The sequence below is a fragment of the Micromonospora sp. CNZ285 genome, from assembly GCF_004637285.1.
The window spans coordinates 6,355,847-6,371,340 of the sequence record NZ_SPQD01000001.1 but is presented as its reverse complement, the minus strand read 5'-3'; the positions used below and the strand labels follow the sequence as shown (position 1 = coordinate 6,371,340).

Annotated in this window: 9 protein-coding genes; 3 read left to right on the top strand and 6 right to left on the bottom strand. The window is 74.1% G+C overall.

Going from position 1 to position 15,494, the window contains the following annotated elements; translation table 11 throughout:
• Positions 1–106: 106 nt before the first annotated feature.
• Together CLT75_RS29535 and CLT75_RS29530 are read right to left on the bottom strand one after the other, a co-directional pair.
• Positions 107–2,098 carry an acetoacetate--CoA ligase gene (locus CLT75_RS29535; protein WP_135243404.1) on the bottom strand — a complete coding sequence of 664 codons (1,992 nt, stop codon included), beginning with the start codon at positions 2,096–2,098 and terminating at the stop codon, positions 107–109.
• 154 nt (positions 2,099–2,252) lie between these two features.
• Positions 2,253–2,768, bottom strand: a complete 516-nt coding sequence (locus CLT75_RS29530; RefSeq protein ID WP_091418577.1) for an acyl-CoA thioesterase — start codon at positions 2,766–2,768, stop codon at positions 2,253–2,255.
• A 23-nt stretch (positions 2,769–2,791) separates the two neighbouring features.
• Between CLT75_RS29530 and CLT75_RS29525 the strand changes: the two genes are divergently transcribed.
• Entirely contained in the window at positions 2,792–3,445 is a 654-nt protein-coding gene (locus CLT75_RS29525) for a hypothetical protein (protein WP_135243403.1), read from the top strand.
• Between the two features lie 53 nt (positions 3,446–3,498).
• Here CLT75_RS29525 and CLT75_RS29520 read toward each other — a convergent pair whose 3' ends face one another.
• Positions 3,499–4,662 (bottom strand): acyl-CoA dehydrogenase family protein, encoded by a 1,164-nt coding sequence (locus CLT75_RS29520; RefSeq protein ID WP_135243402.1) that lies wholly within the window; start codon positions 4,660–4,662, stop codon positions 3,499–3,501.
• A 247-nt stretch (positions 4,663–4,909) separates the two neighbouring features.
• Here CLT75_RS29520 and CLT75_RS29515 point away from each other — a divergent pair, with 247 nt between their 5' ends.
• Both CLT75_RS29515 and CLT75_RS29510 read left to right on the top strand, forming a co-directional pair.
• Positions 4,910–6,337 carry a UDP-glucose dehydrogenase family protein gene (locus CLT75_RS29515; RefSeq protein ID WP_013284143.1) on the top strand — a complete coding sequence of 476 codons (1,428 nt, stop codon included), beginning with the start codon at positions 4,910–4,912 and terminating at the stop codon, positions 6,335–6,337.
• A gap of 161 nt (positions 6,338–6,498) precedes the next feature.
• Positions 6,499–11,406 carry an SCO7613 C-terminal domain-containing membrane protein gene (locus tag CLT75_RS29510; RefSeq protein WP_135243401.1) on the top strand — a complete coding sequence of 1,636 codons (4,908 nt, stop codon included), beginning with the start codon at positions 6,499–6,501 and terminating at the stop codon, positions 11,404–11,406.
• Positions 11,407–11,697: 291 nt separating this feature from the next.
• On the opposite strand, the gene purE is transcribed toward CLT75_RS29510, so the two are convergent.
• The 3 genes from purE to CLT75_RS29495 form a co-directional block, all read right to left on the bottom strand.
• Positions 11,698–12,189: a 5-(carboxyamino)imidazole ribonucleotide mutase gene (gene purE, locus CLT75_RS29505; protein ID WP_135243400.1), complete on the bottom strand. Its 492-nt coding sequence runs from the start codon at positions 12,187–12,189 to the stop codon at positions 11,698–11,700.
• Positions 12,189–13,346: a 5-(carboxyamino)imidazole ribonucleotide synthase gene (locus CLT75_RS29500; protein WP_135243399.1), complete on the bottom strand. Its 1,158-nt coding sequence runs from the start codon at positions 13,344–13,346 to the stop codon at positions 12,189–12,191. Before CLT75_RS29500 ends, purE begins: the two co-directional genes overlap by 1 nt.
• Before the next feature lie 64 nt (positions 13,347–13,410).
• The gene (locus tag CLT75_RS29495) at positions 13,411–15,447 is read right to left on the bottom strand and encodes a thioredoxin domain-containing protein (protein ID WP_135243398.1); all 2,037 of its coding nucleotides are present in this window, start codon (positions 15,445–15,447) and stop codon (positions 13,411–13,413) included.
• Positions 15,448–15,494 lie beyond the last annotated feature (47 nt).

Here is a 15,494-nt window from a genome sequence, read left to right as displayed (position 1 = left end):
TGATCTTGCAGTTTCGGCCCTCGGGGCGGGTGATTCACCCCCTTCGCCGGGGCTGGAAGTGCAAGATCAACGGGAGGGGCGGGACGGTGGGGCGGAGAGTGCGAGATCAGCGAGGCGGGACGGGGCTGTCGGTGGTGGCCCGGCGCTGGGCCAGGGCGGCGAACGCCGTGAGGGACTCGGGGTTGGCCAGGGCACCCTTGGCCGCCGCGCTGTCCACCGGGGTACCCGTCAGGATCTTCTTGACCGGCACCTCCAGCTTCTTCGCGCTCAGTGTGCGGGGCACGGCCCGAACCTGGTGGATCTCGTCCGGCACGTGCCGCGGCGACAGCGCCGTACGCAGCTCCCGGCAGATCTTCTTCCGCATGTCGTCGTCGAGTTCCAGGCCCTCGGCCAGCACCACGAACAGCAGCAGCTCACCCGCGCCGCCCTCGTCGTCCTCCAGGTGCACGACCACCGAGTCGACCACCTCGTCCAGCCCTTCGACCACCGAGTAGAACTCGGCGGTGCCGAGGCGTACGCCGCCCCGGTTGAGCGTGGCGTCGGACCGGCCGGTGATCACGCACCCGCCGCGCTCGTTCACGGTGATCCAGTCGCCGTGCCGCCACACCCCGGGATAGACCTCGAAGTACGCCTCCCGGTAGCGCGCGCCGTCCGGATCGTTCCAGAAGCCGACCGGCATGCTCGGCATCGGCTCGGTGATCACCAGCTCGCCGAGCTGGCCGATCACGGCACTGCCGTCGGCCGAGCGGGCCTCCACCTTCGCGCCCAGCGCCCGGCAGGCGATCTCCCCCGCGTACACCGGCAGCAGCGGCACGCCGCCGACGAACCCGGTGCACACGTCCGTGCCGCCGGACAGCGACTGGAGCTGGAGGCGGTCGCTCACGTTCTCGTACACCCAGGTGAAGCCCTCGGCCGGCAGCGGCGCGCCGGTCGAGCCGAGGCCGCGCACCGCGGACAGGTCGGCGACCTCGCGCGGCACCAGCCCGGCCTTGCGGCAGGCCAGCAGGAACGGCGCGGACGTCCCGAAGTACGTGGTGCCGGTGTCGGCGGCCAGCCGCCACAACGCGCCCAGGTCGGGATGGCCCGGGTTGCCGTCGAACAGCACGATCGCCGCGCCCACCGCCGGGCCGGAGACCAGGAAGTTCCACATCATCCAGCCGGTCGTGGTGAACCACAGGAACCGGTCGGACGGACCCAGGTCGTGGTGCAGCGCCAGCATCTTGAGGTGTTCCAGCAGGATGCCGCCGTGGCCGTGCACGATCGGCTTGGGCAGGCCGGTGGTGCCGGAGGAGTAGAGCACGTACAGCGGGTGGTCGAAGGCGACCGGGGTGAACGTCAACGGCTCGTCCGTCGGCGCCGCCAGCTCCGCCCACGGCAGCGCGCCGTCGGGGGCCGGGCCGTCCGGATCGAGGTACGCGACGGCGACCGTGTGCCGCAGCGACGGCAGCGCGGCCCGGATCGCGGCCACCTCGGCGCGCCGGTCGACCGGCTTGTCGCCGTACCGGTAGCCGTCGACGGCGACCAGCACCGTGGGCTCGATCTGCTGCCAGCGGTCGGTGACGCTGCGGGTGCCGAACTCGGGCGCGCAGGAGGAGAAGATCGCGCCGAGGCTGGCGGTGGCGAGCAGCAGGACGTACGTCTCCGGGATGTTCGGCGCGTACGCGGCCACCCGGTCGCCCGGTCCCACGCCGAGGCGGCGCAGCCCGGCCGCCACCCGGCGGACCCGCTCGCGCAGCTCGGCGGCGGTGAGCGTCTCCGGCGCGCGGGTCTGACCGTGCGCGATCACCGCCGGGTCGTCGTCACCAAGCCCCGGCATGCGCAGCACGTTCTCGGCGTAGTTGAGCGTCGCGCCGGGGAACCAGCGGGTGCCCGGCATGGCCCGGTCGGTGAGGGTGGCGGTCGGCGGGGTGTGCGCTACCACGTCGAAGTAGTCCCAGATCGAGCGCCAGAACGCGTCCAGGTCGGTCACCGACCACTGCCACAGCGCGTCGTAGTCGGCGAACTCCAGCCCGCGGTGCTCGGCCAGCCAGCGCAGGTAGTCACCGATCCGCGACCGCTCCCGCACGTCCGCCGGCGGCGTCCACAGCACGTCAGCCACTGTTCCACCCTCCCCTGGGCCCGCCACGACGGTGTGCCGGAGCCGTGGCGCCATCTTGCCCTACCTCGTGCCGCCATTGTCCGCGCCGGGTGCGCCGTACGGGGCGTGCCCCGCCCACACCCAGAACCCCCGGCCGGTGTGGGGCGGGCACCGGTCAGCCGGCGCGGTGGGCCTGGATCGCGCGGCGCCGGGCCAGCCGGTGCGCGCGTCGGATCTCGGCCTCCCGGAAGCGGCGCTCGTCCTCCGGCGTCTCGGGCAGCACCGGGCGGACCGGGCGGGGCGAGCCGCCCACGTCGACGCCCACGAAGACCAGGTACGCGGTGGCGACCCGCACCGGCTCCTCCTCGGCCGAGTCCCAGCGCTCGGCGACCACCCTTACCCCGACCTCCATCGAGGTCTGGCCGGTCCAGTTGATCTGCGCGTGGGCGTGCACGAGATCGCCCACCCGGACCGGCTCGGAGAAGACGATCTCGTCGATGGACGCGGTCACCGCGGTGCCGCCGCTGTGCCGCGCCGCCGCCGCGCCGGCAACGTCGTCCACGAATTTCATCAGTACCCCACCGTGCACGGTCCCGTACAGATTGACATCGACCGCGGTCATGATGCGACTGAGCGTGACGCGGGAGTACGAGGTCGGCTTACCCGGCGGGACCGCGGGATGATCTGTCATGCCGAAAACGGTACGGTGCGCGGATGCGACATCTCTGGAGCTTCCTCGCCGGGTTGGCGGTGGCGCCCGTCACCTGGGTGCTCGTCACGCTCGGTCAGGACGGATCTGAGCGGACCGTCGACCGCTGGGTGGAGATCGGGACGTACAGCACGCCGAACCTGATCGAGCCGGCCGTCTATCTGGGCGTCGCCGGCATCCTGCTCGGCCTGCTCGGCACGTTGCGCTTCTCGCCGTTCGGCCCGCTGGCGGCCGGCCTGCTGCTCGCGGTCCCGTACCTCGGGCTGTTCGTCGCGCCGTTCAGCGTGCGGGACCGGGTGCCGGACGACCTGAAGCTGCTCGGTGACCCGCTGCCGCTGCGCGACCCGCTGGACAACGGCACGCTGTTCCTCATCGGTGTGCTGCTGCTGATGGCAGTGTTCAGCACGAGCCGCTGGCGGCGTCCCGTCACACCCGCGACGGCCGAGGCGGAGCTGACCCCGGCCGTCACACCGGTCGAGCACAAGCCGACGCTCACCGATTGGCCCCCGGCGCCGGCGAAGGACCCGGACACGCCGCCGCTCACGCTCGCGTACCCCGAGTCCCCCACCGAACCGCTGCCCCGCCGCACCGGCGGCGAGTCGCCGTGGTCCGCGCCCCCGCGCGGCGCCGGCCGGCCGGAGGGCACCGAGAGCCGTTGAACGAGCGCGGGCGGGCCGGTACGCAACCGGCCCGCCCGCCCGAACGTCGTTCGTCAGCCCTTGAGCAGCTGACGCGCCATCACGATGCGCTGCACCTGGTTGGTGCCCTCGTAGATCTGGGTGATCTTGGCGTCCCGCATCATCCGCTCGACCGGGTAGTCGCGGGTGTAGCCGTAGCCGCCGAGCAGCTGGACCGCATCGGTGGTGATCTCCATGGCGGCGTCGGACGCGAAGCACTTCGCGGCCGCGCCGAAGTAGGTCAGGTCCGCGTCGCCGCGCTCGGACTTGCCGGCGGCGGCGTACGTGAGCTGCCGCGCCGCCTCCAGCTTCATGCCCATGTCGGCGAGCATGAACTGGATGCCCTGGAAGTCGGCTACCGCCTTGCCGAACTGCTTGCGCTCCTGGACGTAGCCCTTTGCGTAGTCCAGCGCGCCCTGGGCGATACCGACGGCCTGGGCGGCGATGGTGACCCGGGTGTGGTCCAGCGTCTTCATGGCGGTGGCGAAGCCGGTGCCCTCGGCGCCGATCATGCGGTCGGCGGGGATCCGGACGTTGTCGAAGTAGACCTCGCGGGTGGGCGAGCCCTTGATGCCGAGCTTCTTCTCCGGGGCGCCGAAGCTGACGCCCGGGTCGGACTTCTCCACCACGAACGCGGAGATGCCCCGGGACCGGGCTGTGGGATCGGTCACGGCGAACACTGTGTAGTACTCGGACACGCCCGCGTTGGTGATCCACCGCTTCACGCCGTTTAGCACCCAGTGGTCTCCGTCACGTACCGCCTTCGTCGTCATCGAGGCGGCGTCGCTGCCCGCCTCGGGCTCGGAGAGGCAGTAGGAGAACATGCCCTCCCCGGCCGCGACCGGGGTGAGGTACTTGCGCTTCAACTCCTCGGAGCCGGCCAGCAGCAGCGGCATGGTGCCCAGCTTGTTCACCGCCGGGATCAGCGAGGACGACGCGCAGGCCCGGGCCACCTCTTCGATCACGATGGCCGTGGCCAGGGCATCAGCGCCGGCGCCGCCGTACTCGACCGGGATGTGCGGGGCGTGGAAGTCGGCGGCGCGCAGGGCCTCGTACGACGCCTTGGGGAACTCACCTGTCTCATCCGCCTCGGCGGCGTGCGGAGCCACCTTGGCCGCACAGACCTCACGGACCGCCTCCCGGATCGCCTCGTGCTCCTCCGGCAACCGGTAGACGTCGAACGACTGCTCTGCGGCCATGTCGGCCCTCCCCTTTCACCGCTATCATGCGCAGTCTGTGCCGCCCGAGGGCCGACGACTGCCGCAAACTGAAGGATAGCCACCGGCCCCGGCCGAACCTTACCGGCGGGTAGGCTCGCGCCCGAGCCTCGCCCGCCCGACCCCATTACCCTCACAGCAGACATCCAGTTCCCTCGGTGCCCGGCCTCGGCGCCCCAGCAGAATGCGACGCGTGGAAGCGCCGCCAGTGCGAGCGGAGAAGACAGGCGTGACGATTCCGTACCCGAACACCCAGCCGATGCCCGCCATCGCCGCGGTGACCCCGCCGTCCGGCGCCGCCCGCCCGCGGGTGACGTTCCTCGGCACCGGCTACCTCGGTGCGACCTACGCCATCTGCTATGCGGAGCTGGGCTACGAGGTGCTCGGCTTCGACGTGGACGCCGACAAGATCGCCAAGCTGAACGCCGGCGAGGTGCCGATCCACGAGCCGGGCCTCGACGAGCTGCTGCGGCGCAACCTCGCCGCCGGCCGGCTGCGGTTCAGCACCGACATCCAGGAGACCGCCGACTTCGGCGATGTCCACTTCATCTGCGTCGGCACCCCGCAGCGGGCCGACGGGATGGGCGCCGACCTGTCGTACGTCGAGGCGTCGGTGACCAGCCTCGCCCAGCACCTGACCCGCAAGGCGCTGATCGTCGGCAAGTCCACCGTGCCGGTGGGCACCGCCGAGTGGGTGGAGCAGCTCGTCGGCAAGCACACCCCGGCCGATCTCGGCGTCGAGGTGGCGTGGAGCCCCGAGTTCCTCCAGGAGGGCTTCGCCGTCGACGACGTGCTGCGTCCGAACCGGATCGTGGTCGGCGTCAAGAGCGAGTGGGCCAACGGCATGCTGTTCGCCGCCCACAAGGGCGTCTTCGACCTGGCCGCCACCGAGGACCGCGAGGTGCCGCTGGTGGTCACTGACTTCGCGACCGCCGAGCTGGTCAAGGTCGCCGCGAACGCGTTCCTCGCCACCAAGATCTCCTTCATCAACGCGATGGCCGAAGTCTGCGAGGCGGCCGGCGGCGACGTCACCCAGCTCGCCCGCTCGATCGGCTACGACCCGCGCATCGGCAACCGGTTCCTCCAGGCCGGGCTCGGCTTCGGCGGCGCCTGCCTGCCCAAGGACATCCGCGCCTTCCAGGCCCGCGCGCAGGAGCTGGGCGCCGGTGAGGCGCTGCGCTTCCTGCACGAGGTCGACCTGATCAACCAGCGCCGCCGCAGCCGCGTCGTGCAGCTCGCCGCCGAACTGCTCGGCCGCCGCTCCGGGCCGGCCGGCCCGGACCTGTCCGGCACGCGGGTCGCGGTCCTCGGCGCCACGTTCAAACCCAACACCGATGACGTACGCGACGCGCCGGCGCTCGCGGTCGCCTCGCTGCTCGGCAAGGCCGGGGCCGACGTGCACGTGTTCGACCCGCAGGGGGTCGAGAACGCGCGCCGGGCGGTGCCCGAGCTGACGTACGAGGAGACCATGAACGACGCCGTCCGCGGCGCCGACCTGGTCTGCGTGCTCACCGAGTGGGCCGAGTTCCGCAACGCCGACCCGGTGGCCCTGGGCGAGCTGGCGAACGGTCGCAAGGTGGTCGACGGGCGCAACTGCCTCGACTCCACACTGTGGACGCAGGCCGGCTGGGAGTACCGCGGCATGGGCCGCCCCTGATCCGCTGAGCGCGCGGACCGGCCGCCGGGGAACGTCTCCCGGCGGCCGGTCCGTTTTTGTTGTCCGGAACGCGGCGGCAACTGTCGAAATCCCGGCCCACTCAAGGCATGCTGCCTCTGGGAGGTCCACAGTGCGGGGGCACGGGCGGACGGGAGACTGTCGTGGAGAGCTTCAGGTGCGCCTCGTGCGGGCAGGACATCAAGCCCGCCGTCGTCTGCCCGCACTGCGGCGCGCACCAGCCGCAGTGGGCCGAGCACCTGGCCGACATCGAGCGCTCGATCGCCGAGATGAAGGCCCGCGACGCCGAGATCGCCCGGGAACAGCGGCAGATCGCCGCCAAGATGCAGGCCGCCCTCTTCCAGCGGGACATCCTGGCGCACGCCGGTGAGGAACGGATCCGGCAGGCCACCCGGCCGCGCCGGGTGCTGCGCCGCCGGCCCGGCCGCCGCCCGCCCACCGCCGCCACCGGCGCGCCGCCCCGGGTGCCCCGCCAGGGCACCCCGCCGCCCGGCCCGCCGGAGGACCTGCCCCCGTCGCCGCCGCGCGGCCGCCCCCGCTGGCTGGACGCGGACGACCCGGAGCACCCGCCCGAGGCGTCCTCGCGCGAGGTGCAGAACATCCCCCTCGGGCTGGGCGCGCTCCTGCTCGGCGTCGCCGCGGTGGTCTTCGCCGCGGTCGCCACCAGCTCGATGGACGCGCTGGCCCGCCTCGGCGTGCTGCTGGTGGCGACGGCGCTGATGCTGCTCGCCCCGCCGGTGCTGGCCCGGCGCGGGCTCACCTCCACCGCCGAGACCATCGCCGCGGTCGGGTTGCTGCTGGTGCCGCTGGCCGGGTACGCGCTGTGGGCCGTCGACCGGATCGGCGGCGACGGATCGGGTGCCGCGTTCGCCGGGACGATCTTCCTGGTCACCACGCTCGTCGCTCTCGGGTACGCGTACGGGACGGGTCTGCGCGCGCCACGCTTCGCCACAGTGCTGGCCGCACAGCCGGTGCTGCCGCTGCTGGCGTACGAGCGGATCACCGGGCCGGTCGGCTGGGCGCTGGTGCTGACCGTGGTGGCGGTGGTCGACCTGGCGCTGGCCCGCTCGGCGGTGGTCCGCGAGCGGCCGGTCCGGCGTGATCTGCCTGTCACCGAGCCGGCGCCTCCCGTCCCGCCTCGGCAGCGCGCCGACGAGGACCGGCCCGAGTCGGCGCCGGAGGAGGCCGCCGAGGTACTGGGCGGTGAGACGCCGCCGCGTCCGGCCGCCGCCGCCCGGCCGGTGCCCTGGTTGCCCGAGCTGACCTGGCTGCTGCACGGCGTGGCTGTCGCTGTCGCGCTGGCGTACGCGGTCACCGGCCTGCTGCGCGCCGCCACGGTGCCGCCGGCCGCCGCCGCGGGCGCGACGTTGCTGATCGCCGCCCTGGTCGCGCTGGCCGGGACGCTCGTGCTGCGCCGGCCGCCGCTGCCGGACGTGGGTGCCGGCATCCTCACGCTGGCGGTCATCGGCGCGCTCGGCCGGGTCGCCTCGGTGGCCCTGCCGGGCCGATCCCTGCTGCTCATCTCCGCCGTCATCGCGCTGACCGGGCTCGCCGTCCGGGCCGTACCGGAGACGGCCCGGCGTGGTCCGCAGATCGCCTCCGCGGTGGCGCTCACGGTCAGCGGCCTGGTGGTCGCCGGTGGCGCGCTGCGCGCCGGGCTGGCCCCGGTCCGGGCCGCCTTGCCGGCGTGGTCGGCGGATCTGAGCGGATGGCACGCCGAGCTGGCCCGGGCGGTCGGCCCGACCGGCTGGCAGCTCGCGGCCAGCGCGTTGCTGCTCACGATCGCCGCCGTGATCGCGCTGCCGGCCGAGATCCGGCGCGAGTTCGCGGTGGTCGGCGCGGCGCTCACCGCGCTCGCCGTACCCGCGTCGCTCGGTCTGGGCTGGGCGGCGGCCTGCTGGCCGATGCTGCTCACAGCGGTAGCGGTCGGCGTGCTCGGGCTGACCGCACGCACCGAACGGTCCGCTGTGGCGCACGCGGTGACGGCGGCCGGGCTGGGCCTGATCGGCGCCGGCGCTTCGCTCGCCCGTCCGGCGCTCACCGCCGCCGCGCTGACGGTGCTGTTCCTGGCCGGGGCGCTGGTGTCCCTCGCCCCGCGGGTCCGGCTCGCCGCCGCCGCGACGGAGACGGTCTGCTCCTGGGCCGCGGGCGGCGCGGCGTTCGCCCTGCCCGGTGCCGTCGCCGCGTTCGTGGCGGCCACGGTGCCGACGCCGCCGGTCGCCACACCGGCGAACCTGCGCGAGATCACCGTGCCGATCCTCGCGGCGAGCTTCCTCGCCGTCTGCGTCACGCTCGGCTACGCCGCCCTGGTGCAGGTGGCGCAGCGGCACCTGAGCATGCCGCACGCGCTCGGTACGGTGCTCGGCACGGTGGCGGTCGCCGCCGCCGCGTTCGGCGCGCCTGGCGCGACCTCGGCCGACGCCTGGGTGGGCAGCCTGCTCCTGGTCGCCGCCGCGCTGCTGGCGCTCGCCCCGCGCATCGACGCCGGCCGTCGCGCGGACATGTCCCTCGACGGGTCCGACCTGGCGCTCGCCGCCACCACGGTGGCGCTCGTCGCCACGCTGGCCCGGATCGCCGCGGTGCTCGCCCCCGGCGGCCAGCTCGTGGTGGCCTCCGCGCTGGTGCTGCTGGTGGCGGTGGCCGCCCGGGCGCTACCCGAGGAGTGGCGGCGCGGCCCGATCCTCGGCATCGCCGCCGGTGGCACGCTGATCGGCCTGATCGCCGCCTGGAGCGCGTTGCGCGGCGGGCTCGGCGTGCTGGCCACCCCCGGGCCGATCTGGGCCGGTGACCTGACCGGCTGGCCGGCCGCGCCGACCGGCGGATCGACCTGGCAGGCCCCGGTGGCGCTGGCGCTGCTGGGGGTGACCGCGGCGATCCTGCTGCCGCCGCCGTGGAAGTACGACGTCTCCGGCCTGGCCGCCGTGCTCGCCACGGTGGGCGCCCCCGCCGCGTTCGACCTGCCCTGGTGGTCCCCGGTGCTGGTCGGCTGCATGGTCGCCACCGTCTACGGCATGGCCGCCGCGGCCGCTGTCGATCCCCGGGCCGCGCTGTCCCGGGCCACCGTGGCCGGGGTGGTGGCGCTGCACGCGGCCGGTGCCGGGCTGGTGCGGCCGTGGACCACCGCGCTGGCGCTGGGCAGCATCGCGCTGATCGGCGCCACGGTGGCCGCCGTGGCCCGGGCGGTCGCGCCGTCGCTCGTCGACGACGTCCGCACCGAGGGCATGCCGCCGCACCTGGTGCAGGTGGGCGGCGCGGGCGCCGGAGCCGCACTGCTCGCGCTGCCCGGCGCGGTGGCCACGCTGGCGGTCGAGTACGGGCGTCCGCCGCAGGTGGTGCTCACCGCCGCGCTCGCCGCCGCCAGCATCGGTCTGGCCGCGATCGCGGCGGTACGCCGGCAGGTGCCGCAATATCTCCCGTACGCCAGCGTCGCGGTCGTCGGCGCGGCCACCGTGACGGCCGCCGCGGCGCTCGCGGTCGGCCTGCCGGCGGGCGTGTTCGCCGCCGCCGCCGCGCTGCTCGGCGTGCTCGCCGAGCTGATCCGGGCGGCCACCGTCCCGCCCGCCGGTTCGGGCCGGCCGGTACGCCGCTGGACCGTGCTGCTCAACGGGGCGCTACGGCGCGCCCCGGACGACCCCGAGCTGCGCTGGCGGGTCAGCCCGGCAGCCGGTGCGCTCGCCGCCGCGGCGCTGCCCACCGCGCTGGCCCTGGCCACCCTGGCACCCTCGCTCGTGGTGGCTTTGTTCTCGCCGTTCGCCGTGCTGCGCCGGGTGTGGCAGGGGCCGCCGCCGGAGCTGCTGACCCCGCCGCCGGATGCGGTCGACCCCACGCACGTGCTCACCGCGCTGCTGCTGACGGTGACCGCGGCGCTCGCCGCCACCGGGTTCAGCGGCGGCCGGCGGTCCCGGGCGGTGCCGGTGATCCTGCCCGGGGCGGCGATCACGCTGCTGATCACGCCGGTGGCGCTGGGGCGGGGCTGGCCGGTGACCGCGCTGGCCGCGCTGGCGGTGTTCACCATCTCGATGCTCGGACTGGCGCTCACCCCGCCGCCGGCGATCGCCGAGCCGGGCCGGTCGATCCGGGTCGCACGGGTGCTGGTCTTCGCGCTCGGGCTGGCCGCCGGTGGCGCCGGGCTGGCCGGCAGCCTCGCCACGAGCGACCTCACCGTGTTCACGCTCGGCGGGGCGGTCGGCGTGGGCGCCGTCGCCGCGTTGTTCGGCACCACCCAGCGGGCACGCATCCTGGGCTGGTTGTTCGGCTCGGTGATGGCTCAGCTGTTCGTGCTCACGATCGGCCTCAAGTCCGGGCTGGCGGCCGTCTGGTCCGCGTTCGGGGTGCTCGCGGTCGGCGCGGCGTTGCAGGTGTTCGCCGCCACGCTGCCGAGGCTGCGCCGTCCCGAGGCGTACCGGGAGGCGGCCACAGTCGAGTGGAGCGGCTACGGGGCGGCGCTCATCGCGCTGGCGCTGGCGTACGACTCGCCCCGGCACATCGCCGCGCTGCTGGCCGCCTGGGGCGCGGTCCTCGGGGTGGCGGCGAGCCGTCCGGGCCGCCGCCCGATGGAACGCAACCTGCTGTTCTGGGCGGTGGTGGCCTGCGAGATCAGCGCCTGGTGGATCCTGATGCGGGTGGCCGACGTGGCGCTGCCGGAGGCGTACACGCTGCCGTTCGCCGCGCTCGCGCTGCTGGTCGGCGTCCTGCAACTGCGGCACCGGCCCGACCTGTCGAGCTGGGTGGCGTACGGACCGGCGCTGGTCACCGCGTTCCTGCCCACACTGGCGATCGTGATCGCGACCGAATCCAGCATGCTGCGCCAGGTGCTGCTGCTGCTCGGCGCCGTCGCGGTGCTGATCTTCGGCTCGACCAGCCGGCAGCAGGCGCCGGTTATCGTCGGCGCGACGGTGACCGCTATCGCGGCCGTGCACGCGCTGTTCAGCCTCGGCCCGTGGCTGGTGCTGATCCCGGTCGGCATCGTGCTGCTGGTGCTGGGGGCGAGCAACGAGCGCCGTCGTCGTGCCCAGGAGCGCCTCCAGACCGCCCTGCGCGGCATGCGGTGAGCCGGTCCCGGTCGGGCCGGGACGCGACCAAGCAGGTCACGCTCCGTGCCGACCGGCCGCGGCGGGGATGACGCCCCTCTGCCGCCTTTGCTCTGCACCCACGGAGGCAACAGTCACCAACCGTGACGACGGTCGTCGCCGAGCCGTTTGGGGCGCGAGGCCGCAGCGCAGGTCAGGGTCGTGCTGCGCCGATGGCTGCAGAGCAAAGGCGGCGGAGGGCACAGACACGCGTCGGCCCGGCCGGTCACGCTGAGCAACCAGGCACCTCGGAAGCAGAGAGTGACGATACGGTCAGATCAGGGAGGCGCGCAGCGCGGCATCCTTCTCCGCGACCAGGTCCTCCAGGCTCGCCTGGTAGGCGGTCATCCGGTCGCGCAGCACCGGGTCCGAGGCGCCCAGGATGCGTACCGCGAGCAGGCCGGCGTTGCGAGCGTTGCCGATCGACACGGTGGCGACCGGCACGCCGGCCGGCATCTGCACGATCGACAGCAGCGAGTCCATGCCGTCCAGGTACTTCAACGGCACCGGGACGCCGATCACCGGCAGCGGAGTGACCGAGGCGACCATGCCGGGCAGGTGGGCCGCCCCGCCCGCGCCCGCGATGATCACCTGGACGCCACGGCCCGCGGCGGCCCGGCCGTACTCGATCATCTTGACCGGGGTGCGGTGCGCCGAGACCACGCCCACCTCGTACGGCACGCCGAACTCGTCGAGCGCCTCGGCGGCGGCCTTCATCACCGGCCAGTCCGAGTCGCTGCCCATGATCAGCCCGACGGTGCTCATCAGTGCCCCTCCTGGAGCCAGCGGGCGGCACGCGCGGCCCGGGCCCGTACGTCGTCCAGGGCGTTGCCGAGCACCGTGACGTGCCCGATCTTGCGGCCCGGGCGGACCTGCTTGCCGTACAGGTGGACCTTGGCCCCGGGCTCGGCGGCGAACAGGTGGTGCAGCCGCTCGTCGATGGAAATGCCGCCCGGCTCGCCGCCGAGCACGTTCGCCATCACCACGACCGGCGCGCTCAGCGACGTGTCCCCCATCGGGTAGTCGAGCACCGCCCGCAGGTGCTGCTCGAACTGGGAGGTCCGGGCCCCCTCGATGGTCCAGTGCCCGGAGTTGTGCGGCCGCATCGCCAGCTCGTTGACGACCAGCCCGGACGGCGTGTCGAACAGCTCCACCGCGAGCAGGCCGACCACGCCGAGCGCGGTAGCCAGGTCGATGGCGAGCTGCTGCGCGGCCACCGCCTGCTCCTCCGGCAGGTCGGGCGCGGGCGCCAGCACCTCGACGCAGATGCCGTCGCGCTGCACCGTCTCCACCACCGGGTACGCGGCGACCTGCCCGAACGGCGACCGGGCCACCTGCACGGCCAGCTCCCGGCGCAGCGCCACCCGCTCCTCGACCAGCAGCGGGGTGCCACCGGCGAGCAGTGTGGCGGCCAGCTCACCGGCCTGACCGGCGTCGTCGACCATCCAGACGCCGCGCCCGTCGTAGCCGCCCCGGGCGGCCTTGAGCACCACCGGCCAGCCGGTCTCCTCGCCGAAGGCGATCAGGTCGGCCGGGGACTCCACCGGACGCCAGGCCGGGTTCGGCGCGCCCAGCTCACCGAGCCGTTCCCGCATCACCCGCTTGTCCTGCGCGTGCACCAGCGCCTCAGCCGACGGGAACAGCTTCACGCCCTCGTCGGTCAGGGTGCGGATGTGCTCGTTGGGGACGTGCTCGTGGTCGAAGGTGACCACGTCGCAGCCCTTGGCGAACGTCCGCAGCGCGGCCAGGTCGGTGTGGTCGCCGTACTGGACGTCGGCGGCGACCAGCGCGGCGCCGTCGTCCGGGGCGAGCGCCAGCACGCGCAGCGACTGGCCGAGAGCGATGGCGGCCTGGTGGGTCATCCGGGCGAGCTGGCCGCCACCCACCATGCCCACGACGGGGAGACCGGTACGGGAGTCCATAGCGCCGCCAGCCTATAAGGGCCGGTGCCGGGCCGGACCGTGAGGGCGGCCCGGCTCACTCCGCTCAGCCGAGCTGCGCGACCAGCTCCTCGACGCCGGTCACCGGCCGCTGGCAGACGAAGCCCCGGCAGACGTACGCGGCGGGCTTCCCGTCGACGAACGGCCGCCCGGCCAGCAGCGGCACGCCGGGCTGGTCCGGGACGCCGGCCACCACCACCGCGCCGGGCGGGGCGTGGCGCCGGGCGGCTGCGACCAGCGGGTCGCCCTCCGGGTCGCCGGTCGCCACCGCGATCTCGTACGGCCCGGACAGCAGCGCCTCGCCGACGGTTGCCGCGTATCCGGTGAACCGGGCGTGCCGGTCGACGATCGGCGCGACCGTCGTCAGCGTCTTCTCGGCCGCCTCCCGGTAGCGGGTCTCGCCGGTCAGCGCCGCGTACGCCACGAGCGCCGCGACGATCGCCGACCGGCCCGACGGGGTCGCGTTGTCGGTCGGGTCGGCGGGCCGGGTGACCAGGCGCTCGGCGTCGTCGGCGGTGTCGTAGAAGGCGCCGTCCGGGCCGGCGAACCGGGCCAGCGCCACGTCGAGCAGCTCACCGGCCAGCGTCAGCCAGCGCCCCTCGCCGGTGAGCTGGTGCATCGCGCAGAACGCCTCGGCGACGCAGCCGTAGTCCTCCAGCACCCCGGCCGGCGCGCCCACGACCTTGTCCCGGGAGACCCGGCGCAGCCGGCCGTCCACGAGATGCGCGGTGGCCAGGTGCTCGGCGGCGTCCCGCATCGCACCGTCGGAGACGATCAGCACGCCGTCCATCAGGTTCGCGTCCTCGTCGTCGGGCGACACGAGCAGCGCGGCGACCTGCTGGAACTCCGCGATGGCGGTGATCGCGAGCCCGTTCCAGGCGGCCACCACCTTGTCGTCGCGGGCCGGCTGAGGGCGGGTGTCGCGGGCGGCCAGCAGCCGGCCCACCACGTCCTGCCAGCGGGCCCGCACCTCGGGATCGGCGTCGTCGACGTCCCGGGCCAGCCGCAGCACGCTGGTGCCGTGCTCGAACGTGCCGTCGGCGGTGACCTCGAACAGGTCCGCGGCGAACCGGCCGTCGTCCTCCCCCAGCACCTCGACCAGTTGGTCAGGCGTCCAGACGTAGGTGAGCCCCTCGACGCCCTCGGTGTCCGCGTCGAGCGCCGAGGCGAAGCCCTCACCGGCCCGGTGCAGCTCGTCGGCGAGGAACCGGGCGGTGTCACGGGCCACCCGTCGGGCCAGCCGGTCGCCGGTGAGCCGCCACAGCTGGGTGTAGACCCGCAGCAGCAGCGCGTTGTCGTAGAGCATCTTCTCGAAGTGCGGCACGGTCCAGTGGCCGTCCACCGAGTAACGGGCGAAGCCGCCGGCGAGCTGGTCGTTGAGGCCGCCGCGGGCCATCGCCTCGCAGGTGTGCCGGACGATCTCCAGGCTGCGCGCCGAGCCGGTGCGCTGGTGGTGCCGGAGCAGGAAGAGCAGGTTCATGTGCGGCGGGAACTTCGGCGCGCCGCCGAAACCGCCGTTCGTCTCGTCGTACTCCTGGGCGAGCTGGCTCGCGGCGGCGTCGAGCAGGTCGGCGGTGAGCGGGGCGGTGACGCCGCCGACGGCCTGCGCGCCGCCGATCGCCTCGACCACTGCGGCGCCCTGCCGCAGCACCGCCTCGCGCTGGTCGCGCCAGGCGGTGGCGACCGAGCCGAGCAGGCGGATGAAGTTGGCGCGGGGGAAGTACGTGCCGCAGAAGAACGGGGTGCCGTCCGGCGTGGCGAAGACGGTCATCGGCCAGCCGCCCTGCCCGGTCATCGCCTGGGTGGCGGTCATGTAGACCGCGTCGACGTCGGGACGCTCCTCCCGGTCGACCTTGACGCAGACGAAGTCGTCGTTCATCAGCCGGGCCACTGCCTCGTTCTCGAACGACTCGTGGGCCATGACGTGGCACCAGTGGCAGGCCGCATAGCCGACCGAGATCAGCACCGGTACGTCGCGCCGCTTCGCCTCGGCGAACGCCTCGTCGCACCACGGCCACCAGTCGACCGGGTTGTCCGCGTGCTGGAGCAGATAGGGCGAGGTGGCCTCGGCGAGTCGGTTCACCACCCGACCTTAGCGAGCACGCGCGGCCGGTGCGGCGCGAGTGCGGC